The sequence below is a fragment of the Streptomyces violens genome (genome assembly GCF_000717745.1).
In the GTDB taxonomy this organism is placed as follows: Bacteria; Actinomycetota; Actinomycetes; order Streptomycetales; family Streptomycetaceae; genus Streptomyces; species Streptomyces violens.
The window spans coordinates 401,379-428,113 of the sequence record NZ_JOBH01000010.1; the positions used below are offsets into that span (position 1 = coordinate 401,379).

General features: G+C 72.6%; 24 protein-coding genes, 1 tRNA gene and 1 other RNA gene. 18 read left to right on the plus strand and 8 right to left on the minus strand.

The genetic code is table 11. The features are described from left to right. Window positions 1-20: 20 nt before the first annotated feature. Complete coding sequence (locus tag IF04_RS0121010) at window positions 21-1,514, minus strand: alpha/beta fold hydrolase (protein WP_245654451.1); 1,494 nt, start codon at window positions 1,512-1,514, stop codon at window positions 21-23. A 157-nt stretch (window positions 1,515-1,671) separates the two neighbouring features. Between IF04_RS0121010 and IF04_RS0121015 the strand changes: the two genes are divergently transcribed. The 10 genes from IF04_RS0121015 to IF04_RS0121060 all read left to right on the plus strand — a co-directional run bounded on the left by IF04_RS0121015 (window position 1,672) and on the right by IF04_RS0121060 (window position 13,281). Continuing rightward, a complete protein-coding gene (locus IF04_RS0121015; RefSeq protein WP_030259882.1) occupies window positions 1,672-2,928 on the plus strand; it encodes an ATP-grasp domain-containing protein in 1,257 nt (418 codons plus the stop codon). After that, a complete protein-coding gene (locus IF04_RS0121020) occupies window positions 2,925-3,791 on the plus strand; it encodes a Rossmann-like domain-containing protein (RefSeq protein WP_030259886.1) in 867 nt (288 codons plus the stop codon). Before IF04_RS0121015 ends, IF04_RS0121020 begins: the two co-directional genes overlap by 4 nt. Further along, entirely contained in the window at window positions 3,788-4,897 is a 1,110-nt protein-coding gene (locus IF04_RS0121025) for a PLP-dependent cysteine synthase family protein (RefSeq protein ID WP_051831409.1), read from the plus strand. The genes IF04_RS0121020 and IF04_RS0121025 overlap by 4 nt, the downstream gene beginning before the upstream one ends. Then, complete coding sequence (locus IF04_RS0121030) at window positions 4,894-5,994, plus strand: dipeptide epimerase (RefSeq protein ID WP_030259893.1); 1,101 nt, start codon at window positions 4,894-4,896, stop codon at window positions 5,992-5,994. The genes IF04_RS0121025 and IF04_RS0121030 overlap by 4 nt, the downstream gene beginning before the upstream one ends. After that, the gene (locus tag IF04_RS0121035) at window positions 5,991-7,259 is read left to right on the plus strand and encodes an MFS transporter (RefSeq protein ID WP_037960058.1); all 1,269 of its coding nucleotides are present in this window, start codon (window positions 5,991-5,993) and stop codon (window positions 7,257-7,259) included. The genes IF04_RS0121030 and IF04_RS0121035 overlap by 4 nt, the downstream gene beginning before the upstream one ends. A 20-nt stretch (window positions 7,260-7,279) precedes the next feature. Next, the gene (locus tag IF04_RS0121040; RefSeq protein ID WP_030259898.1) at window positions 7,280-8,068 is read left to right on the plus strand and encodes a class I SAM-dependent DNA methyltransferase; all 789 of its coding nucleotides are present in this window, start codon (window positions 7,280-7,282) and stop codon (window positions 8,066-8,068) included. A gap of 77 nt (window positions 8,069-8,145) precedes the next feature. Then, window positions 8,146-9,735, plus strand: coding sequence for an ABC transporter substrate-binding protein (locus IF04_RS0121045; RefSeq protein ID WP_030259900.1), 1,590 nt, complete (start codon window positions 8,146-8,148; stop codon window positions 9,733-9,735). Window positions 9,736-9,764: 29 nt separating this feature from the next. Beyond that, window positions 9,765-10,739 (plus strand): ABC transporter permease, encoded by a 975-nt coding sequence (locus IF04_RS0121050; RefSeq protein WP_030259903.1) that lies wholly within the window; start codon window positions 9,765-9,767, stop codon window positions 10,737-10,739. A 32-nt stretch (window positions 10,740-10,771) separates the two neighbouring features. Next, window positions 10,772-11,635 (plus strand): ABC transporter permease subunit, encoded by an 864-nt coding sequence (locus IF04_RS0121055; RefSeq protein ID WP_030259906.1) that lies wholly within the window; start codon window positions 10,772-10,774, stop codon window positions 11,633-11,635. Further along, the gene (locus IF04_RS0121060; RefSeq protein WP_063829501.1) at window positions 11,632-13,281 is read left to right on the plus strand and encodes an ABC transporter ATP-binding protein; all 1,650 of its coding nucleotides are present in this window, start codon (window positions 11,632-11,634) and stop codon (window positions 13,279-13,281) included. Before IF04_RS0121055 ends, IF04_RS0121060 begins: the two co-directional genes overlap by 4 nt. Here IF04_RS0121060 and IF04_RS0121065 read toward each other — a convergent pair. The 3 genes from IF04_RS0121065 to IF04_RS0121075 all read right to left on the minus strand — a co-directional run bounded on the left by IF04_RS0121065 (window position 13,202) and on the right by IF04_RS0121075 (window position 15,106). Then, entirely contained in the window at window positions 13,202-14,086 is an 885-nt protein-coding gene (locus tag IF04_RS0121065) for a DUF72 domain-containing protein (protein WP_030259914.1), read from the minus strand. The genes IF04_RS0121060 and IF04_RS0121065 overlap by 80 nt on opposite strands. 215 nt (window positions 14,087-14,301) lie before the next feature. Beyond that, window positions 14,302-14,481 (minus strand): hypothetical protein, encoded by a 180-nt coding sequence (locus IF04_RS38795; RefSeq protein WP_157847686.1) that lies wholly within the window; start codon window positions 14,479-14,481, stop codon window positions 14,302-14,304. A 286-nt stretch (window positions 14,482-14,767) separates the two neighbouring features. Continuing rightward, the gene (locus IF04_RS0121075; protein ID WP_030259921.1) at window positions 14,768-15,106 is read right to left on the minus strand and encodes a MerR family transcriptional regulator; all 339 of its coding nucleotides are present in this window, start codon (window positions 15,104-15,106) and stop codon (window positions 14,768-14,770) included. A gap of 228 nt (window positions 15,107-15,334) precedes the next feature. On the opposite strand from IF04_RS0121075, the gene IF04_RS0121080 reads away from it, so the two are divergent. After that, on the plus strand, window positions 15,335-15,709 hold the full coding sequence (locus IF04_RS0121080) for a hypothetical protein (RefSeq protein WP_030259925.1): 375 nt from the start codon (window positions 15,335-15,337) through the stop codon (window positions 15,707-15,709). 155 nt (window positions 15,710-15,864) lie between these two features. Here IF04_RS0121080 and IF04_RS0121085 read toward each other — a convergent pair whose 3' ends face one another. The 4 genes from IF04_RS0121085 to IF04_RS0121100 form a co-directional block, all read right to left on the minus strand. Then, the gene (locus tag IF04_RS0121085) at window positions 15,865-16,176 is read right to left on the minus strand and encodes an SCO5918 family protein (protein WP_030259928.1); all 312 of its coding nucleotides are present in this window, start codon (window positions 16,174-16,176) and stop codon (window positions 15,865-15,867) included. A gap of 68 nt (window positions 16,177-16,244) precedes the next feature. After that, window positions 16,245-17,789, minus strand: coding sequence for a DEAD/DEAH box helicase (locus tag IF04_RS0121090; RefSeq protein ID WP_030259932.1), 1,545 nt, complete (start codon window positions 17,787-17,789; stop codon window positions 16,245-16,247). A 269-nt stretch (window positions 17,790-18,058) separates the two neighbouring features. Continuing rightward, on the minus strand, window positions 18,059-18,262 hold the full coding sequence (locus tag IF04_RS0121095) for a cold-shock protein (RefSeq protein ID WP_030259935.1): 204 nt from the start codon (window positions 18,260-18,262) through the stop codon (window positions 18,059-18,061). A 507-nt stretch (window positions 18,263-18,769) separates the two neighbouring features. Next, window positions 18,770-18,857: transfer RNA gene (locus IF04_RS0121100), tRNA-Ser, on the minus strand. Window positions 18,858-18,987: 130 nt separating this feature from the next. Here IF04_RS0121100 and ffs point away from each other — a divergent pair. The 7 genes from ffs to IF04_RS0121130 all read left to right on the plus strand — a co-directional run bounded on the left by ffs (window position 18,988) and on the right by IF04_RS0121130 (window position 26,610). Continuing rightward, an RNA gene (ffs, locus tag IF04_RS36975) (signal recognition particle sRNA small type) lies at window positions 18,988-19,086 on the plus strand. Between the two features lie 113 nt (window positions 19,087-19,199). Beyond that, a complete protein-coding gene (locus IF04_RS0121105) occupies window positions 19,200-21,902 on the plus strand; it encodes a DNA polymerase III subunit gamma and tau (protein WP_030259939.1) in 2,703 nt (900 codons plus the stop codon). A 205-nt stretch (window positions 21,903-22,107) separates the two neighbouring features. After that, a complete protein-coding gene (locus tag IF04_RS0121110; RefSeq protein ID WP_078600555.1) occupies window positions 22,108-22,467 on the plus strand; it encodes a YbaB/EbfC family nucleoid-associated protein in 360 nt (119 codons plus the stop codon). 76 nt (window positions 22,468-22,543) lie between these two features. Further along, the gene (gene recR, locus IF04_RS0121115) at window positions 22,544-23,143 is read left to right on the plus strand and encodes a recombination mediator RecR (RefSeq protein WP_030259945.1); all 600 of its coding nucleotides are present in this window, start codon (window positions 22,544-22,546) and stop codon (window positions 23,141-23,143) included. Next, window positions 23,136-23,795: a DUF5063 domain-containing protein gene (locus tag IF04_RS0121120; protein WP_030259947.1), complete on the plus strand. Its 660-nt coding sequence runs from the start codon at window positions 23,136-23,138 to the stop codon at window positions 23,793-23,795. The genes recR and IF04_RS0121120 overlap by 8 nt, the downstream gene beginning before the upstream one ends. Before the next feature lie 425 nt (window positions 23,796-24,220). Further along, the gene (locus tag IF04_RS0121125; RefSeq protein ID WP_030259949.1) at window positions 24,221-25,492 is read left to right on the plus strand and encodes an aspartate kinase; all 1,272 of its coding nucleotides are present in this window, start codon (window positions 24,221-24,223) and stop codon (window positions 25,490-25,492) included. A 17-nt stretch (window positions 25,493-25,509) separates the two neighbouring features. After that, the gene (locus IF04_RS0121130) at window positions 25,510-26,610 is read left to right on the plus strand and encodes an aspartate-semialdehyde dehydrogenase (protein WP_030259951.1); all 1,101 of its coding nucleotides are present in this window, start codon (window positions 25,510-25,512) and stop codon (window positions 26,608-26,610) included. The last annotated feature ends 125 nt before the right edge of the window (window positions 26,611-26,735 follow it).

Sequence of the window (26,735 nt, forward strand, 5' to 3'; positions counted from 1 at the left end):
GGGGTTCCGTGCTTTCCGGGTCAGGGTGTCGGCAGGCCGGGGCCGGCGCAGTGCACGTCGGCCGTCGGCACGGCCCCGTTCACCAGGTAGGCCGCCGCCGTGCCGTCGACGCAGCCGTTGCGGCGGCTGGCGAACACGCCGTGGGAGTAGTCGTGGTGGAGGGTGACGAGGCGGGAGCCCGGCAGCCGTCGTTGCAGGCCGCGGGCGCCGGCTATCGGCGTGACCGGGTCGTGCTCGGAGGCGATCAGCAGGACCGGGGGCGCGGCGGCGCTGCCGAGCGCGGTGCGGTGCGCGGGCCGGTGGTGCCAGTACGCGCAGACCGAAGCCTCCATCCCGGTGAGCACCGGCTGCGGGTCGAGCCGTCGCATTCGACGGATGTCGGCGGTCACCCGCGCGGGCGTGGGGCCGGGCCCGTCCGCGCACTTGACGGTGCGGTTGGCGGCTTCGTACGTACGGGACGCGGCGCCGTCGAAGGGGTCGGCAGGGCGCAGCTGCGCGACGGTCCCGTGCTGTAGGTATGTACGGATGCCGTCGGCCAGGCCGGCCCAGCGCTCGGTGCGGCCGAGCGCCCGGTAGACGGTGCGGTCGAACTCCGCGGCGCCGAAGCCGTCGACGGGACGGTCCGCGAGGCCGTCGCGGGTGCGCTGGTAGGCGGCGCGGACGTCAGCGGCGCTGCCGCCCAGCCCGAAGCGCTTGTCGTGCGTGGCGGCCCAGCCGAAGAAGGTGTCGCGCTGGCGCAGCAGCGCCCGGCTCTGCCGGAGGTCGAAGTCGTACCAGTCCTCGGGGCCGACGACGCTGTCGAGGACCATCCGGCCGACACGGTGCGGGAATTGGGCGGCGTAGGCGGCACCGAGGTACGTCCCGTAGGACACGCCCAGATAGCCGATCTTCCGCTCGCCGAGGGCCGCGCGGATCGCGTCCATGTCGCGGGCCGTCTCGGTGGTCGAGAGGTGCGGCAGGGCGTCGCCGACGCCGGTGGCGCAGTCGTCGGCCGTGCGGCGCAGGGAGTCCAGGTAGCCGCGCTCGGCGGCGGGGTCCTTCGGTACCGGGTCCTGGCCGGGCGCGTCGAAGAGCCCGCCCATGGGACCGCAGTCCGCGGGCGCGCTGCGTCCCGTGCCGCGCGGGTCGAAGCCGATCACGTCGTACGAACGCCGCACGCTCTCCGGGAGTTTGGCGCGCTTGGTAACGGCATACGGGAGTCCGGAGCCGCCGGGACCGCCCGGATTCACCAGCAGGACGCCGCGCCGCTCGTCGGGTGTGCCGGAGGCCGGTACGCGGGAGACGGCGATGTCGATGCGCCGGCCCTCCGGGTGGCTCCGGTCCAGCGGGACGCTCAGCTCGCCGCACTCGACGCGGTCGGGCGCGGGCGGGTCCGGTACGGAGTCGGGGCAGGCGCCGAAGCGCAGCGCGGGGGCCGGGGGAGCGGCGGCGTGCGCGGGCGCCGCGGGGAGCAGCGCGGCGGCGGTGGCCGCGAGGGCGCAGAGCAGGGCGGGGCGACGGGCGGCGGTGATCACAGGGCTCGCATTCGGGGCAGTGGCGGGAACACCGTGCAAAGAGGTGACTTGAAAATGATTATCGTTTACAGTGTGGCTCGGTCAAGCCGGACGACTCTCCGAAGACGCATTTCCGGCCGGGCCGACGACCGCAACTCACTGCTGGCGAAGGGGAATCGTGGCTCATCTGCTGATGGTCGAGAGCTGGGTCGGGGCAATGAGCAGGCTGCTGCCACGCGCGATCCGCGAGGGCGGGCACGAGTTCACGTTCCTCACCCGCGACCTGCACCACTACCTGCGCAGCGCGCCCGAGGGCACGACCCACCCGCTGCTCGGCGCCCGCAATGTGCTGACCGCCGACACCAACGACCTGGACACGCTGCTGCCGTACGCCGAGCGGCTGCACGCCGCGCTGGGCTTCGACGGCGTGATCACGTCCTGCGACTACTACCTGCCGACCGTCGCCCGGATCGCCGGCCACCTCGGCCTGCCGGGTCCGGCCCCGGAAGCGGTCGAGAACGCCTGCCGCAAGGACGCCACCCGCCGCGTGCTCGCGGACGCCGGGCTGCCGCAGCCGCGGTTCGCGGTCTGCGCCGACCGGTCCGAAGCGGCCGCGGCCGCCGCGGAGATCGGCTACCCGCTGGTGCTCAAGCCGGTGGACCTCTGCGCCGGGATGTTCGTACGCAAGGTCGCGGACGAGGCGGAGCTGCAGCGCGCCTACCGGGCCATCGAGGGCTTCCCCGTCAACGCGCGCGGCCAGCGCCGGGCCCCCGTCGTCCTGCTCGAAGAGCTGCTGCACGGGCCCGAGGTCAGTGTGGAGACCGTGACGCACGACGGCGCCACGCACGTCGTCGGGGTGACGGACAAGAGCGTGGGCGGGGCGCCGGCCTTCATCGAGACCGGGCACATGTTCCCCGCCGCGCTCTCCGCCGCCGACACGGCGGCCGCTGCCGACACCGCCGTACAGGCCCTCAAGGCGCTCGGTCTGGACGGCGTCGTCGGGCACACCGAGATCAAGCTGACGCCCGACGGGCCGCGCGTCGTCGAGGTCAACCCGCGGCCCGCAGGCAACCGCATCACCGAGCTGATCCGCCATGTCACCGGCATCGACGTGGCCGCCGCCTGCGTGGACGTCGCGCTCGGCCACCGGCCCGACCTGACCGTCCGGGACACCGGACTGGCCAGCGCCGCGATCGGCTTCCTCGTACCGGAGGAGGCGGGCGTGCTCGCGGACATCGACGGCGGGGACGCCGTGCGCGAGGCGGACGGTGTGCTGGAACTCCAGCTCGCCGAGCCGGGGAAGACCGTGAAGGCCGCGGGCAGCAACAACGAGTACCTCGGGCACGTCATGGCAGGGGACGCGGACGGGCCGGGCGCCCGTGCCCGCGTCGAGGAGCTGCTGTCCGGACTGCGCCCGCGGGTGGTGGGCCGATGAGCGCGGCCGCCGACGGCCCCTGTACCGCCGTCACCTCCTACGACGACCTGGTGGCCGGCGTGCTGGCCGGCGCCTACGGGCCCGATCCCGCCGAGCGGCGGATCTCCACGGCCTTCAGCACCCGGCAGGCCGTCCGCCACGCCGGGCGCGCCGGCGGCTACCGCAACGAAGTGCTCAGCCTGCGGCTGGGCGCGGCGGTCGGCTCCTGCGCGGTCGAGCCCGGCGCGCTGACCGATGAGGCCGTCGAGGCGTGCGTCGGCGCCGATGTCGCCGAGCTGCTGGCGCACGAGCTGCTGCCGGTGCGGGTGGCGGCGCTGGACGCGTACCTGATGGACGCCCTGCCGCACGGGACGGCGAGCGGCGCCCGGCCGTTCCCGCTGCCCGCCGGCAGCTCGCTGGAGAAGTCCCGCGCCCGGGCGCGCGCCGTCGTGGAGCTGATCGACGCGCCTCCCGGGGCGCGAGTGCTCGTCGTCGGCGTCGTCAACTCCCTGCTGGAGGCGCTGCGCGAGCGCGGCCTGACGTATGTGCCGTGCGACCTCAAGGGCGGTACGACGGAGTGGGGCGAGCCGGTCGTCACCGACGCGCTCGCCGAGCTGGACCGCTGCGACGCGGTGCTCGCCTCCGGCATGACACTGGGCAACGGCAGCTTCGAGGCGCTGCGGGCGCACGCCGCCGCGCACGGCACGCCGCTGGTGATGTTCGCGCAGACCGGCAGCGCGGTGCTGCCGCGGTTCCTCGGGGCCGGGGTGAGTGCGGTGTGTGCCGAGCCGTACCCGTTCTTCTGGCTGGACGGCGGGCCGGGGATCATCCACCGGTACCGTGCCGTCGGCGCCGCGACCGCCGTCTCCGGAGCCGCCGCATGACCACGGCCGTCCTGCCCACCACCGCCAATCCGCAGCTGCTCGGCCTGCTCGGCCGCACCCCGCTCGCCCGGATCACCACCGCACTGCCCTGCCCGCACCCCGGCTTCTGGGCCAAGCTCGAAGGGCTCGGCGCGGGCGGCATGAAGGCGCGGGCCGCGGTGTCGATGCTGCTGGGCGCGAAGGAGCGCGGCGAACTCCGGCCCGGTGCACCGGTCGTGGAGTCCACCTCCGGCACCCTCGGCGTCGGCCTGGCCTTCGCGGGACAGGCCCTCGGTCACCCCGTCGTGCTGGTCGGCGACACCGAACTGGAGCCGTCCATACGGCAGTTGCTGCGGACGTACGGCGTCCGGCTGGAGCTGGTGGACCGGCCGGCGGCCGAGGGCGGCTGGCAGGCCGCGCGGCTGGCCCGGCTGCGCGCCCTGCGCGCCGAACTCCCCGACGCCTACTGGCCCGACCAGTACAACAACCCCGACAACATCGCCGGTTACGCCTCGCTCGCCGCCGAGATCGCCGCCGACCTGGACCACCTCGACGTACTCGTGTGCAGCGTCGGCACCGGAGGGCACAGCGCGGGCATCGTCGGGCCGCTGCGCCGGCACTGGCCGGGCCTGCGGCTGATCGGCGTGGACGCCACCGGCTCCACGATCTTCGGGCAGCCCGCCCGGCCCCGCCTCATGCGCGGCCTCGGCAGCAGCATCCACCCGCGCAACGTCGCCTACGAGGCGTTCGACGAGGTGCACTGGGTCGGCCCGGCCGAGTCCGCCGACGCCTGCCGCCGGCTGGCCGCCGGCAACTTCGTCAGCGGCGGCTGGAGCACGGGCGCGGTCGCGCTGGTCGCCGCCTGGGCGGCCCGTATCCACCCGGGCGCGGTCGTCGCCACCGTCTTCCCCGACGGGCCGCAGCGCTACCTCGGCACCGTCTACGACGACGACTTCGCCGCCGCGCACGGGCTGGACCTGGCCACCGCGGCCACCCGGCCCGTCGAGATCCCGCACCCCCGGGCAGCGGAGGCCACCGGCTGGACGCGCTGCCGGACGGTCGCCGACCCGCTCGCCGCCCCCGCCCCGATTCCCCCACGCCCCACTCCCTGGGAAGGGACCCCGTGAAGCTCAGCCAGCGCACCGTACGGCTCCGGCTCACCGAGCCGCTGCGCATCTCCCGCTCGACCATGGCGGCCCGCGACGCCGTCTGGCTCGCCATCGAACACCAAGGACAGCGCGGCTACGGCGAGGCCGTGGCCAGTACGTACTACAACCTCGACGCCGAGACCATCGGACGGCTGCTCAGCGAGACCGCCCTCGAACTCGCCCGTTTCGACGGGCCGGAGTCGGCGCTCGACGCGCTGCGCGAGGGCGCCCTGCCCGCGCCGAACACTCCGCCCGCCGTGACCGCCGCCGTCGAGTCGGCCCTGCTGGACCTCGTCGGCAAGCGCGCCGACATACCCGTGCACCGGCTCCTCGGAGCGCAGGAAGCACCCTGGGCCGCTACCGCGCGCACCATCGGCATCGGCTCCCGCCGCGCCGCCGGGGAGGAGGCCGGGCGGCTGGCCCGGCACGGCTTCTCCGTCATCAAGGTCAAGGCCGGCTCGCCCGACCCCGAGGACGACCTGGAACGCGTACTCGCGGTGCGCGAGGCGGCGCCGTACGCCCGGCTGCTGCTGGATCCCAACGGTGCCTGGACCACCGCACAGGCCGCGGCCCTGCTGCCCCGGTACGCCGACCTCGGCGTCGAGTCCGTCGAACAGCCCATCGCGCCCGGCCGCCCCGAAGCGCTGGCCCGACTCGCCGAACGCTCGCCGATACCCGTCATCGCCGACGAGGACGCGGTCGGCTTCGAGGACGCCCGGCGGCTCGTCGGCCGGGTGCACGGCATCAACGTCAAGCTCGCCAAGTGCGGTGGCGTGCACGCGGCACTGCGCATCGCCGAACTGATCGCGGGCAGCGGCACCGAGCTGATGCTCGGCTGCCTGACCGCCAGCTCGCTCGGCCTCGCCCCCGCCGTCCACCTCGCCGACCGCGCCCGCTGGGCCGACCTCGACGGCCATCTGCTGCTCGCCCACGACCCGTGGACCGGCATCGGCGGCACCGACGGCACCGTCCGGGCCGGGCGGCAGCCGGGCCTCGGCGTGCGGCCGGTCCGCCACACCGACCTGCCCGACGGGACGGCCGCACCGGCCGGCCTCGTCCAGGAGGTGCCGCGATGAAGAGAACCTGGCGCGAGATGCGCGGCTTCCCGCTCGCCATCCGCCTGCTGCTGGTCAACCAGCTCGGCGTCAACACCGGCTTCTACCTGCTCATCCCGTACCTCGCGGTGCACCTGGGCGAGGACCTGGGCTTGTCGGCCGCGGTCGTCGGCATCGTGCTCGGCGTCCGCAACCTCAGCCAGCAGGGCCTGTTCCTCATCGGCGGCTCGGCCGCCGACCGGCTCGGCGCGCGCGGCGTCATCATCGCGGGCTGCGCCCTGCGCACCGTCGGCTTCGCGCTCTTCGCGCTCGGCGACGGGCTGGCCGTGCTGCTCGCCGCCTCCGTGCTCAGCGGACTGGCCGGCGCGCTGTTCAATCCGGCCGTGCGCGCCTACCTGGCGCAGGAGGCGGGCGACCGCAAGGCCGAGGCGTTCGCCCTGTTCAACGTCTTCGCGACCACCGGCGCGCTGGTCGGCCCGCTGCTCGGTTCAGCGCTGCTGCTGGTCGACTTCCGGGCCTCCGCGCTCACCGCCGCCGCGATCTTCGCCGTACTGACCGCGGCCCAGGCCGCCGTGCTGCCCGCCCGTACCGCCGTCCCCACCAAGAACTCCGTCCTCGGCGACTGGCGCGAGGTCGTCGGCAACCGGGTCTTCCTGGCCTTCTCGCTCGCCATGGTCGGCATGTTCACCATGGAGAACCAGCTCTACCTGCTGCTCCCGGACGGCGCCCGGCGGGCCACCGGCTGGGACGGCGCGGCCGGCATCGTCTTCCTGGTCGGTACCGTCGCCAACCTCACCCTCCAGCTCCGCGTGACGCGCGCCCTGAAGGACCGCGGCAGCCGGTCCCGCTGGATCACCGCCGGACTCGGCCTGATGGGCCTCGCGTTCGTGCCCCCGATGGCCGTCGCGGGGCTGACCGGGCCGCCCGGCAGCCTGGGCACCGCGGCGCTGCGCGCGCTGCCCGTACTGGCCGGGGCCCTGTTGCTCTACCTGGGCGTGATGATCGCCCAGCCGTTCGTGATGGAGCTGATCCCCGACTTCGGCCGCGCCGAGCTGACCGGTACCTACTTCGGCCTGTTCTACGTCGTCTCCGGCATCGCGGCGGCCGTCGGCAACACCGTCGTCGGCTGGGCCATGGACGCGGGCGGGCAGGCCGGCGCGGGCTGGCTGCCGTGGGCTTGCTGCCTGGCCTTCGGGCTGGTCTCCGCCGCGGGCGTGGGCTGGCTGCACCGGCTGCGTGCGCTGCCGGAGCGGACGCCCGCCGGACCGGTGGCGGTGGCCGCGTGAAGACATCGAAGGGACCCGCCGTGAGCAGCGGAAACCTGCTGACCGACAACCCGGAGCTGTACGAGGCCCGGTTCCCCGACACCGACCGGCTGGCCGGGCGCTGGGCCGCGGACTGCCTGCGCCGGTACGGCTCCGGGCCGCGCGTCCTGGACATCGGCTGCGGCACCGGGCGCGACGCCGCGTATCTGCACGGCACCGGCCGCTCCGTCGTCGGAGCCGACCTGTCCGAGGCGATGCTGACGTATGCCCGTACGCACCACCCCGGGCCTGCGTACGTACCTGCCGACCTGCGCGGCTTCCGCTTCCCCGAGCGGTCCTTCGACGCCGTCGTCTGCCTGGACAGCGCGCTGCTGTACTGCCACACCAACGACGACCTCGACGGCTTCCTCGCCTCCTGCCGGCGGAGCCTGGCACCCGGCGGGCTGCTCGTCGCCGAGATGCGCAACGGCGCCTTCTTCCTGGGCCGTACCGAACTCCTCGACGCCCCCGCCGTCTCCGGCTTCACCTGGCAGGGGACCACGTACACCGCCACCACCACCCTCACCGTCGACCGCGCCGCGCAGCTGCTGCGCCGCACCCGCGTGTGGACCGCCGAGGGCATGGCGCCGCACGAGCAGCGCTCCGCGTGGCGGCTGCTCCTCCCGCAGGAGCTGCGGTACGTGCTCGCCGCGCACGGCTTCGAGGTGCTGGCGCTGTACGACGGGCCGGGGCCGCGCACCGAGCCCGCCTGGCAGGAGGGCGACGCGCCGGGCGCGCGCCTGGACGCCGACCGGCTGCACCTCATCGCCCGCCTGACGCCGACTGCCTGAAGCCGACTTCCCGACGCTGCCCGCTGCTTGACGCCGCCCACCGCTTGACGAACCGCTCGTATCCGGAGGACACCGCCATGCCCCACGCTCCCCTCGACGACTCCCGCTTCCCCGGCCTGCGCCGCCGGGGATTCCTCGCAGCCGCCGGCGGCGTGGCCGGGCTCGGCGCCCTCGCCCTCGCCGGGTGCGGTGGCCCCGGCTCCGGTGCCGCAGCGGGCGGCGACGGCAAGCCCCGGCGCGGCGGCACGCTGCGCGCCGCGTTCGCCGGCGGCGGCGCGAGCGAGACCCTCGACCCGCACCGCACCAACCTCTTCGCCGACGCGGCCAGAGCCAAGGCCCTCTTCGACAAGCTCGCCGACCAGGGCGCCGACCTCTCCGCGCAGCCGCGCCTCGCCGCCTCCTGGGAACCCAACGACGGCCTGGACCGCTGGCGGGTGAAGCTGCGCAAGGCCACCTTCCACGACGGGAAGCCGGTGACCGCCGCCGACGTCCTCTACAGCTACCGCCGCATCGCCGACCCGAAGGAGGCGTTCCGCGCCAAGGCGTCCCTGGAGCCCATCGACCTCAAGGCGAGCCGGGCCGTCGACGACCGCACGGTCGAATTCGTCCTGAAGCGCCCCACCGCCGAATTCCCCAATGTGCTCGCCGCGTTCGGCGCGTACATCGTTCCCGAGGGCGCGCGGGACTTCGACAAGAAGCCCATCGGCAGCGGCCCGTTCCGCTTCGTCTCCTTCGCTCCCGGCCGGTCCGCCGTCGTCGAGCGGTACGACGAGTACTGGGACGGCGCCCCGCACCTGGAGCGGCTGGAGTTCGTGATCGCCAACGAGGAGTCGGCGCGCGTCAACGCCCTCCTGGGCGGCCAGGTCGAGTACGCCCACGAGCTCAACCCGACCACCGCCCGCGCGCACGAGGGCAAGGGCCAGGTGGAGATCGTCCGGCTGCGCAACAGCGCCATGCAGGCGTTCGCGATGAAGACCGACCGGGCGCCGTTCGACGACAAGCGGGTGCGCGAGGCGTTCTTCCTGATCGCCGACCGCGAGGAGCTGGTCAAGGGCGCGCTGTCCGGCGCCGGCGAGATCGGCAACGACCTCTTCGGCAAGGGGTACGAGTACTACGCCGACGGCCTGCCGCAGCGCGCCCAGGACCTGGACAAGGCCCGCCACCTGCTGAAGAAGGCCGGCGTCGAGGGCCTGAAGGTCACCCTGGACACCTCACCCGTCGCCGCCGGCTTCACCGAGGCCGCGTCCATCTTCCGCGACCAGGCCGCCAAGGCCGGCGTGCACGTGAAGGTCGAGGTGGGCAGCAAGGACACCTTCTGGACCGACACCCTCGACTCCGGGACGCTCGCCAGCTACCGCTCCGGCGCCATGCCCATCGAGTCCCACATCTCCCAGCGCCTGCTCACCGACTCCACCACCAACGCCACCCAGTGGCACCACAAGGACTTCGACGCGCTCTACCAGCAGGCCCAGTCCACCAAGGACAAGAAGGACCGGGCGGCGGTCTACGAGCGGATGCAGCGCCGGCTGTACGCCGAGGGCGGCTTCCTGGTCTGGGGCTTCGCCGACTGGATCCTCGGCATGGCCAAGAACGTCCGCGGCGTCGCGCACGACGCGCCCGCCAACACCCTGGACTGGGCCCGCTTCGACAAGGTGTGGCTGGCGTGAGCGGCACCGAAGCGCTGCGCGGTACCGGTATGGGTACCGGTACCGCGCACGGCACCGGCCTGCGTGCCTGGGTGGTCCGCAGGCTGCTGCTCGGCGCCGGCCAGACCGTGGCCGTCGTCCTGCTGGTCTTCGCTCTCACCGAGGCGCTGCCCGGGGACGCGGCCGTGGCCCTCGCGGGCGACCAGCCCGACCCGGCCCGCGTCGCGGCCATCCGCGAGGCCCTGCACCTGGACCGGCCGGCCCACGAACGCCTCGTCGCGTGGGCGGGCGGCCTCCTCCACGGCGACCTCGGCACCTCCCTGGCCTCCGGCCGCCCGGTCGCCACGTACCTCGCGAACGGCTTCGGCCCGACCCTGCTGCTCGCGGCCCTGACGGTCGCGCTGCTGATACCGGTCTCCGTCGGCCTCGGCGTGCTCGCCGCGCGCCGCGAGGGCAGGTTCGCCGACCGCCTCATCAGCTCCGCGACCCTGGGCGTCTACGCCGTACCGGAATTCGCCCTCGGCGTCCTCCTCGTCACGGTCTTCGCGCTCAACCTGGGCTGGCTGCCGCCGACCGCCGTCGGCTACGGCACCGACCTGCTCGCCCACCCCGCCGCGCTCGTCCTCCCGGTCCTCGTCCTGCTCGCCCGGCCGGTGTGCTCGCTGGCCCGGCTGGTCCGGGCCGGGATGATCGACGCGCTGGCGTCGCCGTACGCCGCACAGGCCCGCCGGTACGGCATCGCGGGCGCGCGCGTGCGGTACCTGCACGCCCTGCCCAACGCCCTCGCGCCCGCGGCACAACAGCTCGCGCGCACGATCGACTGGCTGCTGTGCGGCGTCATCGTCGTCGAGGCGCTGTTCGTGATCCCCGGCCTCGGCACGGTCCTGATGAACGCCGTCGCCGAGCGCGACGTCCCCGTCATCCAGGGCCTGGCGGTGGTCTTCGGGCTCACCGCCGTCGTCCTGAACCTCGGCGCGGACCTGGTGGCGCGCCGGTTCACGCCACGAGCGGCGGTGGCCGCATGAAGCTCCGTACGACTACGAGCGGCGGTGGCCGCATGAAGCCCCGCACGATCACGGCCCGCCGCGGGTGGGGCCGCTTCGCGCTCGCCCTCCTGATCACCGGCGTACCGCTGCTGATCGCCCTTCTCGGCCCGCTGTTCGCGGGTGAACCCGGCCCCCGCGGCGCCTCCTTCACCCTCGGCGGCGGGCACTGGGCCGGCACCGACTTCGTCGGCCGGGACGTTTGGCGGCAGGTGCTGCTCGGCGGCCGTACGGTGGTGCTCACCGCGCTGTCCGCGACCGCGCTGGCCTACGTGGTGGCCCTGCCGCTCGGCCTCATGAGCGCGCTGACCCACCGCGGCTGGCTCGAAGAGCTCCTGATGCGCCCGCTGGACGTCCTCCTCGCGGTCCCGTCCCTGCTCCTGATCCTGCTCGCCGCGGCGGTCTTCTCGCCCGGCGCCGCGGGGCTCGCGCTGCTCGTGGCGCTGGTCAACATCCCGGACGCGGCCCGCATCATCCGCGCCACCGCGGCCGAGGCGGCCGCACGCCCCGCCGTCGAGGCGCTGCGGATGCAGGGCGAGTCATGGTGGCGGATGGCCGTGGGCTACGTCGGCCGCTCGGCCCTGCGCACCCTCGCCGCGGACGCCGGGACCCGGCTGACCGGCGTCCTGTACCTCGTGGCCACCGCCGCCTTCCTGGGCGTCGGCGTGGCCCCGGACGCCGCCGACTGGGCGGTGATGGTCGACCGCAACCGCACGGGCCTGTTCGTCCAGCCCTGGGCCGTCGTCCTGCCCGCCGTACTGATCGTCGCCCTGACCATGGGCGGCAACCTGCTCTTCGACGCGGCACTGACGGGGCGGGGGCAGCGTCGGACACCGCGCCGCGAGCCGCTGCCGGCACGAAAGGAAATCCGCACGTGAACGGGGCCACAGACACTTCCCTGCTGCCCACCGGAGACGACAAGGGGTACGCCGCGGAGATCGAGAACCTGCGGGTCGTGCTCGACTCAGAGACGGGACCCGACCGCGCGATCGTCGACGGGATATCCCTCCGACTGCACCCCGGGCGGATCACCGCGCTCGTCGGCGCGTCCGGCAGCGGCAAGACGACCACGGGGCTGGCGCTGCTGGGCGAGTACCCGCCCGGCGCCCGCGTCACCGGCGACGTGCGCGTACCGGACGGCCTCATGGGATACGTACCGCAGCACCCGGCCGCCGCCCTCAACCCCGCCCGCCGGGTCGACGCCCTCCTGCGCGACATCGCCCGCGCCCAGGTACGCGACCTGCCCCGCCGCGAGCGTCGCACGGCCGTCACCGAACGCGTCCTGCGCGCCTGCGCACAGGCCCAACTGCCGGACGCGGAAGCCCTGTTGCGCCGCTACCCGCACCAGCTCTCCGGCGGCCAGCAGCAGCGCTTCGTCCTCGCCCAGGCCCTGCTGACCGGCGCCCGCGCGGTGATCGCCGACGAGCCGACCACCGGCCAGGACGACCGGACCAAGCGCCGCATCGTCGACCAACTCGCGGCCCTGGCCCGCCAGGGCATCGCCGTCCTCCTCCTAAGCCACGACCTGGATGTCGTCCGCGCCCTCGCCGACGACATGTACGTCATGCGCGCGGGCCGCGTAGTGGAATCAGGACCGGCGCACGAACTGTGGCAGTCGCCGCAACACGAATGGACACGCGAGCTGCTGGCGAGCGAGGTGCCACCTCCTGCCGTACGGTCACCCTCCGATACGGCCGCCCACTCCGGCCGTGCGGCCGAGGCCCCCTCCACCCCCTCTACCCCCGAGGCCCCCGTCACCCCCCTCCTCCAGATCCGCGACCTGACCGCCCGCCACCACCGCACCCCCGTCCTGCACGTCCCCGCCCTCACCCTCCGCCCGGGCGAGTGCCTGGCTGTCGTCGGCCGGTCGGGCAGCGGCAAGACGACCCTCGGCCGCTGCCTGGCCGGCCTGCACCGCACCCACGACGGCGAGATCCTGCTCGACGGCACGCCGCTCCCGCGCAGCCTGCGTTCCCGCACTCGCGCGGAGCTCGCGGCGGTCCAGTACGTCTTCCAGGACGCCCGCGCCGCCTTCGACGAACACCGCCCGGTCCTGGACCAGGTGGCCCGCACGGCCGTCCGGCTGCGTCAGATCCCCGCCGCCGCGGCCCTGACCGAGGCCGAGGACACCCTGGCCGACCTCGGCCTCCCCGCCGACCTCGTACGCCACCGCCCTCACCAGCTCTCCGGCGGCGAACTCCAACGCGCGGCCCTGGCCCGCGCCCTCCTGGCCCACCCCCGCGTCCTGATCTGCGACGAAATCACCTCGGGCCTGGACACCGTGACCCGCCGCGCCCTCCTCACCCTCCTCACCGACCTCCTCCACACCCGCCCCGACCTGGCCCTCGTCCTGATCACCCACGACCGCGAAACCACAGCCGCGGCCACCCACACCGCCGTCATCGCATCCGGTCACCTCACGGACCACGCCCCCACCCGCCAGATCATCGGCGCACCGCCTCGGCCAGCAGCTCCTGCATCGTCTCCGCCGCCCGTACCGCCGCATCCCCGCAGCAGTTGTTGAACAGGACGTGGACGGTGGCGGACCGTTCGGCCATGGCGCGTATGCGGGGTATCCACTCGGCCAGTTCGGCCGTCGTGTAGGTGTGCCGGTAGCGGTCTTCCTTGCTGCCCGTGCCCCATGCGTCGCTCCGGCCGTGGAAGCGGACCACTGCCGTGGCAGGCGAGGTCACGGGGGTGACGGGTGGTACGGACGTCGGCAGCGTCTGCGTCATGTCAACGGCCACTGCCGCCATGCCCAGGCCCGAGAGCAGCGCCGCGGTGCGGTCGGCTGTGTCCGGCCGCCACCAGTCGGGGTGCCGGAACTCGACGGCGACAGGCCAGCCGTTCGTACGTTCCGCGCACTGTGCGAGGTACTTCTCGGCCCGTGCGCCCGGCGCGAGCCACGGCGGGAACTGGAACAGCAGCGTGCCGAGACGGTCGGCGCTCCGCAGGGGGTCGAGCGCTCCGGTGAACCGCGCCCATACCTCGTCCAGCAGTGCCGGATCGGCGTCGCGCGGATTTCGTGGGCCGCGTGCGAATGCCGGGCGCAGATCGGCGGGGAGCGCCGCCGCACGGGTGGGGTGTCCGGTGAGGAGTGAGAACGCCTTGACGTCGAAGCGGAAGCCGGGCGGCGTGCGTGCGGCCCACAGTGCGCTGTTCCGTGCGCTGGGCAGCGCGTAGTACGTCGCGTCCGCCTCCACCACGGGAAACCGCTCGGCGTAGTACCGCAGCCTCCCCTCCGCGTCCCGGCTGCCCGCCGGGTACCAGCCACTGCGTACCAGCGCCGGGTCCGTCCATCCGCACACTCCGACAGCAATTCCACTCATGGCGCCCGGCTACCCGCGCTCCGGGGCGCTCACCGCCCAGCCCGGGCGGTGGCCGCATGCGCCGGAATTCCCGGATCAAGAATGCGCACCGAGTGTCATGTCCTCCGAATGGGGAGGTGATTACCCCGCCCCGCAATGCATTTGGCCGGGACCCTCGGGACGCAGCGCTGCCTCGCCCCGAGCGTGCGCGGGACGAGGCAGCGGTGGTTCCGTTCCTATGTGCGTTGGCCGGATTCCTCGGGCTGCTCCTGGGAGCGCAGCATCTGGGCCACGGTCTCCAGGCTCTTGGCTGCGGCCGCGGTGCCGCCGCAGGTCAGGGACGCGATGAGGTTGCCGAGCAGACCTGCCCGGTCAGCGACTATCCGTACCTGGCCGACTTCTACGACGAGACCCAAGAGGTTCAGCCGTAAGCCCTCTGGAATATCGAGTACGACACACGCTTGAGGCGGTGTGGTCATTCTGAATCCCCCCTTGAAGGGCGCTGACCGTGCTCTGATACCCCCTCGATGAGCAGCCCATACTCGACCGCCGGATTGCCGCTCATGCTCGGCCGGAGTGGCGCGATCGGACGCAACTGGCGCATTTCCAGCACCATTTACCGAGCCCGGCAACGGGTGTCACGGTGAAATCGCCGAACACCCCACAGGAATACGTCAACGAGAGGGCCCGGGAGCGGCCCGCTCAGTGCGCGTCGTCGTCCGGCTTGTCTTCTCCGCGGCGGTACTCGGCGTTGATCCGCTGGGCCTCTTCGAGCTGGTCCTCGAGGATGACGATGCGGCACGCGGCCTCCACCGGGGTGCCCTGGTCCACGATCTCGCGGGCGCGGGCGGCGATCCGCAGCTGGTAGCGCGAGTACCGGCGGTGCCCGCCCTCCGAGCGGAGCGGCGTGATCAGCCCGGCCTCGCCGATGGCGCGGAGGAACCCGGGAGTGGTGCCGAGCATCTCGGCGGCCCGTCCCATGGTGTACGCGGGGTAGTCGTCGTCGTCCAGCCGACCACTGAGCGGGTTATCTGCTGTCATTTCACCTCGTTGAGCCGACCGTCGCGGGGCGCTGGTGCCGTGCGGCAGCAGGGCCCCGCGGGAAATTCAACACCATCTGTCCGACAGCCGGGGCTCGCGGGGCCGCCGGCCGCGCGAGCAGCCTTCACCGTGCGACTGCTCAATGTCTACTCCGGCGAGGAGAGGTTTCAGCGCATTCGGCGGGCGGGCCGAGCCGCTGGATCGCGCCACTGAATAGAATCGGCTCTCATGTCGAACCCTGACGCGCTGCTCGTCGACATCGCCGCCATGGTGGAGTCCGAGCAAAGCAATCAGATGCCCCTGACCGTCGTCACCAGCAGTGCGGTCATCACCGGCCGACTGGCCCCCGAAGCCGTGTGGCGGCAGCGGGTGTCGGAGGTCCTGTCGGACTCGGCGCGCCTCGGCCCGTTCTCCGGCATCTTCACCACCGACAGGACACAGAACCGGCCCGACGGCACCGCAGTCCCCACCCACCTGCACTTCCATGTCGCCCGCATCCTGCAGGGCAGCATCGGGATCCCCGAGACGGGCGGGATGTACCGCGTCGCGATCCAGGATGTGAGCGCGTGGACCGTCGGCGACTTCAGCTACTCCGACCACTGAGAGGTACACGTCCCGGGGAGGTACGCGTCCCTCGGGCGCACTCGCCACTGAGACGCACGCGTCTCTGAGACGCACGCGTCCCTGAGCCATACACGAGGAGGGCCCTGCCGGTGCGCACCGGCAGGGCCCTCCTCGTTGTCCTGATGCCGTCCCCGCTACTCGGGGGTGGGGGCCCCGAGCATCGCCGACGCGGCCTCCAGCGGGGTGAGAGCCTCCGCGGGCGCGGAATCGGCGGCTGTGTGGCACGTGAAGCCGAGCCGCGTCATGGCCCGGGTGACCTCCCCGGCGGTGAAGTCGCGGCGGTCCTGCCGGGTGACGATCGCGCCCACCTGCTTGACCGGGTACTGGCGGCGGCCGATCACCACCGAGTCACCACCCGTGAGGGGCTCCGGCTTGACGCCCTTCATGGCGGCCAGCACCCCATCCTTGGACAGGTCGAACGGGAAACGAGCGATGATGCAGCGCATGATGCCTCACAGACAGGGGGAGAGGGGCCGGCTGACAGGGACAGGGACAGGGACAGGGACAGGGACGATCAGCGGGTGCCGGCCCCCGAGGCGGGGGCGGACTGCCGCTGACCGGGGCCGCGCCGCGTGCGGTCGGTGCGGCGGTTCTGGGCGCCGCGGCTGCGACGGCCCCGGGCCGAGGACGGGCTGCCGCTGCGGGGGCGTTCCGCGGCGGGCTTGGGGATGGTGACCGGGACACCCGAAGGGGCCTGCGCGCCCGTGATGCGGCTCAGCTCCTCGTCACCGGAGCGGACCTGGGTGATCTGCGGGGTGATGCCCGCCGTGGCCATCAGACGGCTCATGTCGCGGCGCTGGTTGGACGTCACCAGGGTGACGACGCTGCCGGACTCACCGGCGCGGGCCGTGCGGCCGCCTCGGTGGAGGTAGTCCTTGTGGTCCTGGGGCGGGTCGACGTTCACGACCAGGTCGAGGTTGTCGACGTGGATTCCGCGCGCCGCGACGTTGGTCGCCACCAGCGCCGTCACGTCACCGGTCTTGAACTGGGCGAGCGTACGGGTGCGCTGCGGCTGGGACTTGCCACCGTGCAGCGCGGCGGCGCGTACGCCGCTGTTCAGCAGGTGCTGGGTCAGCTTGTCGACGGCGTGCTTGGTGTCCAGGAACATGATCACCCGGCCGTCGCGGGCCGCGATCTCGGTGGTCAGCTGGTGCTTGTCCGTGCCGTGCACGTGGAGCACGTGGTGATCCATCGTGGTCACAGCGCCCGCGGACGGGTCGACGGAGTGGACCACCGGGTCGGTCAGGTAGTTGCGGACCAGCCGGTCGACGTTGCGGTCCAGCGTGGCCGAGAACAGCATCCGCTGGCCCTCGGGGCGCACCTGGTCGAGCAGCGCGGTGACCTGCGGCATGAAGCCCATGTCGGCCATCTGGTCGGCCTCGTCGAGGACGGTGATGCCGACCTGGTTGAGCTGGCAGTCGCCGCGGTCGATGAGGTCCTTGAGACGGCCCGGCGTCGCGACGACGACCTCGGCACCGCCGCGGAGCGCACCGGCCTGCCGGCCGATCGACATCCCGCCGACCACCGTGGTCAGCCGCAGCTTCAGGGCGCGGGCGTACGGAGTGAGCGCGTCGGTGACCTGCTGGGCCAGCTCGCGCGTCGGTACGAGGACCAGGGCCAGCGGGCGGCGCGGCTCGGCGCGCTGACCGGCCGTACGGGCCAGCATCGCGAGGCCGAAGGCGAGGGTCTTGCCCGAACCGGTGCGGCCACGGCCGAGCACGTCACGCCCCGCGAGGGAGTTCGGCAGGGTCGCCGCCTGGATCGGGAACGGCGTGGTCACGCCCTGCGAGCCGAGCTCGGCCAGCAGCTGCGCCGGCATCTCGAGATCGGCGAACGCCTCGACGGCGGGCAGCGCGGGGGTGACGGTCACCGGCAGCGCGAACTCGCCCTGGGGAGCGGCCTGCCGACGACCGTTACCGCCGGAACGGCGCGGGCCGCCGGAGCGGCCGGCGGACGGGGAGCCGAAGCGGCCGCCGCCCCTGCCTGCGCCGGAACCACCGGAGCCGGAGCCACCGGCACGCGTACGGCTGTAGCGATCATTTCCGCGTGTGCGCTTCATTCTTTGGGTAAACCTTCCTCGATGCGGCGCGTATCAAGGAAAACCCGCAGCGAGTACACAGCGCGGAGAATTGCGAGAACGAGCCGGATGAAATGAACGGGCGAACCGGAGAAACGCAAGCCGGGAGAGCGGAGCGGTCGGATTGCATCCGATTCCTGTTTCCTGGCTCCCGATTCCTGATCGGGGTGTGCGTCCGGTGCGCCGGGAAAAGCAACGAGCTGGGGCCCGCACCCCAAGGTGCGGGCCCCAGCTGCGATGATGCGTCAGCCTTAGGCGGGAACGATGTTCTCGGCCGTCGGGCCCTTCTGGCCCTGCGCGATGTCGAAGGTCACCTTCTGGCCTTCGAGGAGCTCACGGAAGCCCTGGGTGGCGATGTTCGAGTAGTGGGCGAAGACGTCGGGGCCGCCGCCGTCCTGCTCGATGAAGCCGAAGCCCTTTTCCGAGTTGAACCACTTCACGGTGCCAGCAGCCATGTCAATTTCTCCTTCGGGGCAGTTCCTGAAGCCCACACCTTGCGGACTCCATGTCGCCGCGATGATCACCCCGCCGGAAAAAGACCGGAAACACAAAAAGCGCTCCCACCGGTAACGAAAGCACGGTGGGGGCACTTGAAGTTTTGGGAACCACAACTGCAACTGGTAACGACACTAGCACGGTACGGTCCGCACTGGGTGGTGAGTAATTCCACTCCGTCTCCCGCACAAGAAACCCTCAGCGCGCCTCACGCTGATTTCTCTCGCCGCGGCAATAGATATTGGCGCGTACAGGCGCAACGTTTCTGCCGCAGGGGTGCGGGTGGGGTGCGGGGGAGCGGAGCGCGGGGCGCGCGGCCAGTGGGGCGCGATGATCCGTCCGCGCTCGGCAGCCGACCGTCCGCGCTCGGACGCAGCCCGCCGGCAGCCGGCCGTCGGTCGGCGCGGAACGTCGAAGGGCCCCACCGCAAGCGGTGGGGCCCTTCGACGTAGTGCCCGGTGAGGCACTGGCGGAGGATACGAGATTCGAACTCGTGAGGGGTTGCCCCCAACACGCTTTCCAAGCGTGCGCCCTAGGCCACTAGGCGAATCCTCCGAGGAAGACATTACATGACGTGGAGGAGTGCTCGCGAACTCGATCCCCGGCCGACTGATGTGACGTGAACAACCCTGCCCGGCGAGGGGGGTGAGGGTCGTTTCGGGGGCGCTGGATCAGGTACTGTGGGCGCAGCCCCTCACGTGGCGCTATCTGACTGAACTCCCCCAGGGCCGGAAGGCAGCAAGGGTAGGTCGGCTCTGGCGGGTGCGTGGGGGGCGTTTGCGTTCCCGGGCCGGGCGGCCGTGCAGTCCGCGCCGACCAGTACCCGCGTCCCGTCCGGTGGCTGCGGGGAGCCGCGGGCGGGGCCGGTTGTCAGTGCGGGCCGATATCGTCGTATGCGTGTCATCCCTTGCGCTGTACCGCCGCTACCGCCCCGAGACCTTCGCCGAGGTCATCGGGCAAGAGCACGTGACCGACCCGCTGCAGCAGGCCCTGCGGAACAACCGCGTCAACCACGCGTATCTCTTCAGCGGACCGCGCGGCTGCGGCAAGACGACCAGCGCGCGGATCCTGGCGCGCTGCCTCAACTGTGAGCAAGGTCCCACTCCGACGCCGTGCGGGGAGTGCCAGAGCTGTATCGATCTCGCCCGTAACGGTCGGGGATCGATCGATGTCATCGAGATCGACGCCGCTTCGCACGGTGGTGTGGACGACGCGCGTGAGCTGCGCGAGAAGGCGTTCTTCGGCCCGGCGAGCAGCCGGTACAAGATCTACATCATCGACGAGGCCCACATGGTCACCTCGGCGGGCTTCAACGCCCTGCTGAAGGTGGTCGAGGAGCCGCCGGAGCACCTCAAGTTCATCTTCGCGACGACCGAGCCCGAGAAGGTCATCGGGACGATCCGGTCGCGTACGCATCATTACCCGTTCCGGCTCGTGCCGCCGGGGACGCTGCGCGAGTACCTCGGTGAGGTGTGCGGCCGGGAGGACATCCCGGTCGAGGACGGGGTGCTGCCGCTCGTCGTGCGGGCGGGTGCCGGGTCCGTGCGTGACTCGATGTCGGTGATGGACCAGCTGCTGGCCGGAGCCGGTGCCGACGGTGTGACATACGCCATGGCGACGGCGCTGCTCGGTTATACGGACGGGTCGCTGCTGGACTCGATCGTGGAGGCGTTCGCCTCGGGGGACGGGGCGGCGGCCTTCGAGGTCGTGGACCGGGTGATCGAGGGCGGGAACGACCCGCGGCGGTTCGTCGCCGACCTGCTGGAGCGGCTGCGGGACCTGGTGATCCTGGCGGCCGTCCCGGACGCGGCGGAGAAGGGGCTGATCGACGCCCCGGCCGATGTCGTGGAGCGGATGCAGGCCCAGGCGTCCGTCTTCGGGGCCGCCGAGCTCAGCCGGGCGGCCGATCTCGTCAATTCCGGGCTGACGGAGATGCGCGGGGCGACCTCCCCGCGACTGCAGCTGGAGCTGATCTGTGCGCGGGTGCTGCTGCCCGCGGCGTACGACGACGAGCGCTCGGTGCAGGCGCGGCTGGACCGCCTGGAGCGCGGGGCCGGCGCGGCCGCGCTCGGCGGCGGGCTGCCCGCGGGACCGGGCGGCGCGCCCGGCCCCGGCGGGATGCCGGTGATGCAGCCCGGCGGCGAGGTCGCGGCGGGGTACGTGCCGGGGCCGGGGGCGCACGCGGCGCCGGCTGCTCCGGCGGGTCCCGCCGGTCCTGCGGCGGCGCGGGCGGCGGTCCGCGGGGCGGCGGCCCCCGCGCCCACCGGCGGTGCTCCAGCGGCCGGGGTGGATGCGCCGTCGGCCGGTGGCCCGGCGGGCGCCGGTAATGGTCCGGGTGATGCCTCCGGTACGGCGGCGGGCCCCGCGCCCGCCGGCAGCGGCGGCGCTCCGGCAGGCGCGTGGCCCTCGGGTGCGCAGCAGCCGGGCGGTGCGCCGGGTGACAGCGGCCAGGCGGGCGATGCGGGAGCGCGCCGTCCGGGCGCCTGGCCCGGCGCCGCGAGCGGCCCGGGCGGATCCGGCGGGTCCGGCGAGGAGGCCGGTCAGCGGCCCGGTGCCTGGCCGACGAGCGGTGGTACGGGCTCTCAGGCCGGCCCCGCGGCCGGTGCGGCCGACGGCGGTGCGGCCGGTGCGACCGGTGCGCGACAGCCGGGCGGCTGGCCGACCGCGGCCGCGCCCGGAAGCCAGGGCGGCCAGGGCGCCGCGCCAGTACAGCAGTCGCCCGGGCAGCAACCGTCCACCCAGCAGGCACCCGCCCCGCAGCCCTCCGCACCCCAGTCACCGGCGCCGCAGCAGCCCGCGGCACAGAGCCAGCAGTACGGCGCGGGCCGGCCCGCCGCTGCGCAGGGGCCGGGGGCCGGCGCGCAGGGCGCTGTGCAGACACAGCAAGTACGGCAGATGTGGCCGGACATTCTGGAGGCGGTGAAGGGGAAGCGCCGCTTCACCTGGATCCTGCTCAGCCAGAACGCCCAGGTCGCCGGGTTCGACGGCACGACCCTCCAGGTCGGCTTCCCGAATGCCGGTGCGCGCGACAGCTTCGCGAACGGCGGCAGTGAGGACGTGCTGCGCGAGGCCCTGGCCGAGCGCTTCGGCGTGCAGTGGCGGGTCGAGGCGATCATCGACCCGTCGGGCGGCGCCAACCCGCCGGGCGGCGCCAATCCGCCGGGCGGCGGCGCGGCCCCGCGCGGCGGCGGTGCGCCCGGCGGCGGAGGCTTCGGCGGCAGCGGCGCCGGTGCGCCCGGTGGCGGCTTCGGCGGCGGTGGTTACGGCGGTGGCGGTGCCCCGGCCGCGCCCCCGCAGCAGGCCGCGGCGCCTGCCCCGCCCCCGCAGAGCACGCCCGGCACGCCCGACCAGTCCGGCAGCGCGGGCGGCGGCCAGGGCGCGCAGCGCGCCCGGCAGGCCGTGGCCTCGGCCGGAGCGCAGCAGGCCCAGCCGCCGGCCGCCGAGCCCGCGTACCGCGAGCCGGAGCCCCCGTCGTACTCGATCGAGGAGGACATGCCGGCCGAGGACGACCCCGACCTCGTCGACACCGCCCTCAGCGGCTACGACCTCATCGTCCGCGAGCTCGGCGCGACGGTCATAGAGGAGTACAACAACGAGTGAGCGCGCGGCGGCAGAAGGAGGGACGGAAAGTACGGAAAGTAAAGATCAAGCTTCCATATGTCGCTTTCCGTAATCGCCGCAGGCTCGGGGCGGCCCGGGGGAGACGTACATCCGTACTCCTTCCTGCGGCGTAGGGCGCGGCGGCCATGGAGCACGTAGGCTCGGGCTACCGCAAACATGTGTAGTCGTACGGCAGGAGTCCGCAGTGATCCCCGGTGGTCAGCCCGATATGCAGCAGCTGCTTCAGCAGGCCCAGAAGATGCAGCAGGACCTCGCGGCGGCCCAGCAGGAGCTGGCGCAGACGCCCGTTTCGGGGTCGGCGGGCGGTGGGCTCGTCAAGGCGACCGTGACCGGCGCCGGCGAGCTGAAGGGCCTGGAGATCGACCCCAAGGCGGTGGACCCGGAGGCGGCGACGCCCGAGGAGACGGCCGAGACCCTCGCGGATCTCGTCATCGCCGCTGTTCAGGACGCCAACGCCGCGGCCGCGAAGCTCCAGCAGGACAAGCTGGGCCCGCTCGCGCAGGGCCTCGGCGGCGGCAGCGGCATCCCCGGCCTCCCCTTCTGACGGACGACCGGGGCCTCCCCTTCGGGCAGGAGGCCAACTAGCGTACGAGCAGGGCGGACAAGGGAGAGAGCGTTCCGTGTACGAAGGCGTGGTTCAGGATCTGATCGACGAGCTGGGTCGGCTGCCCGGCGTCGGTCCCAAGAGCGCGCAGCGGATCGCCTTCCACATCCTCCAGGCCGAGCCGACCGACGTCCGCCGGCTGGCGAACGCGCTGATGGAGGTCAAGGCGAAGGTCCGGTTCTGCAGCGTGTGCGGCAATGTCGCGCAGGACGAGCAGTGCCAGGTCTGCCGTGACCCGCGCCGCGACCCCGCGGTCATCTGCGTGGTCGAGGAGCCCAAGGACGTCGTCGCGATCGAGCGGACCCGGGAGTTCCGCGGCCGGTACCACGTACTGGGCGGAGCGATCAGCCCCATCGAGGGCGTGGGCCCGGACGACCTGCGGATACGAGAGCTGCTGGCCCGGCTCGCCGACGGCACGGTCGGCGAGCTGATCCTGGCCACTGATCCGAACCTCGAGGGCGAGGCGACCGCCACGTACCTCGCGCGCATGATCAAGCCCATGGGGCTGAAGGTGACGCGTCTGGCCAGCGGACTGCCGGTCGGGGGCGATCTGGAGTATGCCGACGAGGTCACGCTCGGGCGGGCCTTCGAAGGACGGAGACTTCTCGATGTCTGATCCCACGTTGCACAACGCCACGCAGAATCCGGACGACTTCGCCGTACAGATCTCCGACTCGGTCGAAAGCTTCATCGTGGCGGTCACGGAAGTGGCGCGCGGTGACGAGCCGGACAGCGCCGTGCCCTTCCTGCTGCTGGAGATCTCGCAGCTGCTGCTCACCGGCGGCCGGCTGGGCGCGCACGAGGACATCGTCCCGCAGGACCGGTACGAACCGGACATCGGCCCGGAGCCGGACGTGGACGAGCTGCGCGAGCGGTTCGCGACGCTGCTGGACCCGGTGGACGTGTACAACGAGCTGTTCGACCCGTACGTACCGCGCAGTGCGCCAGTGGCCTGCCGGATCTCCGACGACCTCGCCGACATCGTGACCGACCTGCGGCACGGCCTCGCGCACTACCGGGCCGGGCGGATCAGCGAGGCCCTGTGGTGGTGGCAGTTCTCGTACCTGTCGAACTGGGGCCCGACCGCCAGCGCCGCGCTGCGCGCCCTGCAGTCGCTCGTCGCCCACGTACGCCTCGACCAGCCCCTGGACGAGCTCGACGGTCTGGACACCGACAGCGGTGCCGACGGCGAGGAGAACCTGGAGGAAGAGGCCGGGAAGGTCATGGCGGCCGAGATCGCCGGACCGCTGGGCCTGCGCCAGGGCTGAGGCATCGGGCGGCGCTTCCGCGCCCCCCGTACGGACTGTGAGCTGGCTTACGTTTCCGCATGGTTTCCGTGTGCTCTCCTCCGAAGCGGGCAGGTGGCCTGCCGAGCGGGCGCGACGATGCGCCACGCCGACCGTTTCGGGAGATACTCGTAAGCAGGACGCGAGTCGGCTCGCGCCGGTCACGGCGGAGGGCGCTTCGGTCGCGTACGGCCTCGCAGGAGGCCGGGTACGACCGGCACGCCGACTGTTTTGATCGCGTAGCGAGCAATGTGTCTCACGATGTGGTATTGGCGAGGCGGATTCCGCCTGCTCGATAGACTGAGCCGACCGCATGACCCCTGCACAGGGGTCCGGAAACGCCCGCAGGCCTGCGGAACCCGCAGGTACCCGGGGATCCGACAGACAGTTGCGAGGAGCGAGCACACGTGGGCCTTGTCGTGCAGAAGTACGGCGGCTCATCCGTTGCGGATGCCGAGGGCATCAAGCGCGTTGCCAAGCGAGTCGTCGAAGCCAAGAAGAACGGCAACCAGGTTGTCGTAGTGGTTTCGGCGATGGGCGACACGACGGACGAGCTGATCGATCTCGCGGGGGAGGTCTCCCCCATGCCTTCGGGCCGCGAGTTCGACATGCTGCTGACCGCCGGAGAGCGGATCTCCATGGCCCTGCTGGCGATGGCGATCAAAAACCTCGGACACGAGGCGCAGTCCTTCACGGGCAGCCAGGCCGGTGTCATAACGGACTCCGTGCACAACAAGGCACGGATCATCGACGTCACGCCGGGCCGGATCAAGACGTCCGTCGACGAGGGCAACATCGCGATCGTCGCCGGCTTCCAGGGTGTGTCCCAGGACAAGAAGGACATCACCACGCTGGGCCGCGGCGGCTCGGACACGACCGCCGTCGCGCTGGCCGCAGCGCTGGATGCGGACGTCTGCGAGATCTACACCGACGTCGACGGTGTCTTCACCGCCGACCCGCGGGTCGTGAAGAAGGCCCGCAAGATCGACTGGATCTCGTTCGAGGACATGCTGGAGCTGGCCAGCTCCGGTTCCAAGGTGCTGCTGCACCGCTGCGTCGAGTACGCACGCCGTTACAACATCCCGATCCACGTCCGGTCCTCGTTCTCGGGGCTGCGGGGTACGTGGGTCAGCAACGAACCGCAAGGGGACCAGCCGATGGAGCAGGCGATCATCTCGGGCGTCGCGCACGACACCTCCGAGGCGAAGGTCACGGTCGTCGGCGTACCGGACAAGCCGGGCGAGGCCGCGACGATCTTCCGGGCGATCGCGGACGCCGAGATCAACATCGACATGGTCGTGCAGAACGTCTCGGCCGCGTCCACGGGCCTGACCGACATCTCCTTCACGCTGCCGAAGACCGAGGGCCGCAAGGCCATCGCGGCGCTGGAGAAGACCAAGCCGTCGGTCGGCTTCGACTCGCTGCGCTACGACGACCAGATCGCGAAGATCTCGCTGGTCGGCGCCGGTATGAAGACCAACCCGGGCGTCACGGCGGGCTTCTTCGAGGCGCTGTCGAACGCGGGCGTGAACATCGAGCTCATCTCGACCTCCGAGATCCGCATCTCGGTCGTCACGCGCGCCGATGACGTCAACGAGGCCGTGCAGGCCGTCCACAGCGCGTTCGGTCTCGACACCGATTCCGACGAGGCCGTGGTCTATGGCGGCACCGGCCGATGACAACGGCTGATGGGCCGGTGTTTTCGGCCCAGGCGGGGCGCGCGGACGACCGCGCGCCCCGTAAGCCGAACCTCGCCGTCGTCGGTGCCACCGGCGCCGTCGGCGGCGTACTGCTCGGCATCCTGTCCGAGCGCGCCGACATCTGGGGCGAGGTACGGCTGATCGCCTCCCCGCGCTCGGCGGGGCGCAAGCTGACCGTACGGGGCGCGGAGACCGAGGTCCTCGCGCTCGCCGAAGAGGTCTTCGACGACATCGACATCGCGCTCTTCGACGTGCCGGACGAGGTCTCGGCGAAGTGGGCGCCGATCGCCGCCGCCAAGGGCGCGGTGGTCGTCGACAACTCCGCCGCCTTCCGGATGGACCCGGACGTCCCGCTGGTCGTACCGGAGGTCAACGCGCGCGCCACCCGTGTACGGCCGCGCGGCATCATCGCCAACCCGAACTGCACGACGCTCTCGATGATCGTCGCGCTGGGCGCGCTGCACGCCGAGTACGGCCTGAGCGAGCTGATCGTTTCCTCGTACCAAGCCGTTTCCGGCGCCGGGAAGGCCGGCGTCGACGCGCTGCGCGGCCAGCTGTCCGCGGTGTCCGGTACGGAACTGGGGACGACCCCCGGTGACGTGCGGCGGGCCGTGGGCGACGACCTCGGGCCGTTCCCCGCGCCGATGGCGCTCAACGTGGTGCCGTGGGCCGGGTCCCTGCAGGAGGACGGCTGGTCCTCCGAGGAGCTGAAGGTCCGCAACGAGTCCCGCAAGATCCTCGGACTGCCGGAGCTGCGGGTCACCGCGACCTGCGTCCGCGTACCGGTGATCACCACACACTCGCTGACCGTGCACGCGCGCTTCGAGCGCGAGGTCACGGTGGCCGGGGCGCACGAGATCCTGGCCGCGGCGCCCGCCGTCGTCCTGTGCGACGACCCGGGGGAGGGCGAGTTCCCCACGCCCGCCGATGTGGTCGGCACGGACCCGACCTGGGTCGGGCGGGTGCGCAGGTCCCTGGACGACCCGCACGCGCTCGAACTCTTCGTGTGCGGCGACAACCTCCGCAAGGGCGCGGCGCTGAACACGGCGCAGATCGCCGAGGTGGTCGCGGCGGAGCTGACGGGCGACGGAAGCTGACCGGTCGTCGGCCGCAGTCGGCCCGCAGCTGGTCCGCTAGCCGGTCCGCGGCCGGTCCGCAGAATTACTTGAAGTTCGAAGAACCCACTCCCCAAGAGCTTCTCCGGTGGGTAATAATTCGCTGA

Coding starts and splice junctions, on each gene's coding strand:
- IF04_RS0121020 (WP_030259886.1), top strand. CDS start 2,925: ATGAGCGCGGCCGCCGACGGCCCCTGTACCGCCGTCACCTCCTACGAC.
- IF04_RS0121025 (WP_051831409.1), top strand. CDS start 3,788: ATGACCACGGCCGTCCTGCCCACCACCGCCAATCCGCAGCTGCTCGGC.
- IF04_RS0121035 (WP_037960058.1), top strand. CDS start 5,991: ATGAAGAGAACCTGGCGCGAGATGCGCGGCTTCCCGCTCGCCATCCGC.
- IF04_RS0121045 (WP_030259900.1), top strand. CDS start 8,146: ATGCCCCACGCTCCCCTCGACGACTCCCGCTTCCCCGGCCTGCGCCGC.
- IF04_RS0121050 (WP_030259903.1), top strand. CDS start 9,765: ATGGGTACCGGTACCGCGCACGGCACCGGCCTGCGTGCCTGGGTGGTC.
- IF04_RS0121055 (WP_030259906.1), top strand. CDS start 10,772: ATGAAGCCCCGCACGATCACGGCCCGCCGCGGGTGGGGCCGCTTCGCG.
- IF04_RS0121065 (WP_030259914.1), bottom strand. CDS start 14,086: ATGAGTGGAATTGCTGTCGGAGTGTGCGGATGGACGGACCCGGCGCTG.
- IF04_RS0121075 (WP_030259921.1), bottom strand. CDS start 15,106: ATGACAGCAGATAACCCGCTCAGTGGTCGGCTGGACGACGACGACTAC.
- IF04_RS0121080 (WP_030259925.1), top strand. CDS start 15,335: ATGTCGAACCCTGACGCGCTGCTCGTCGACATCGCCGCCATGGTGGAG.
- IF04_RS0121085 (WP_030259928.1), bottom strand. CDS start 16,176: ATGCGCTGCATCATCGCTCGTTTCCCGTTCGACCTGTCCAAGGATGGG.
- IF04_RS0121090 (WP_030259932.1), bottom strand. CDS start 17,789: ATGAAGCGCACACGCGGAAATGATCGCTACAGCCGTACGCGTGCCGGT.
- IF04_RS0121095 (WP_030259935.1), bottom strand. CDS start 18,262: ATGGCTGCTGGCACCGTGAAGTGGTTCAACTCGGAAAAGGGCTTCGGC.
- IF04_RS0121120 (WP_030259947.1), top strand. CDS start 23,136: ATGTCTGATCCCACGTTGCACAACGCCACGCAGAATCCGGACGACTTC.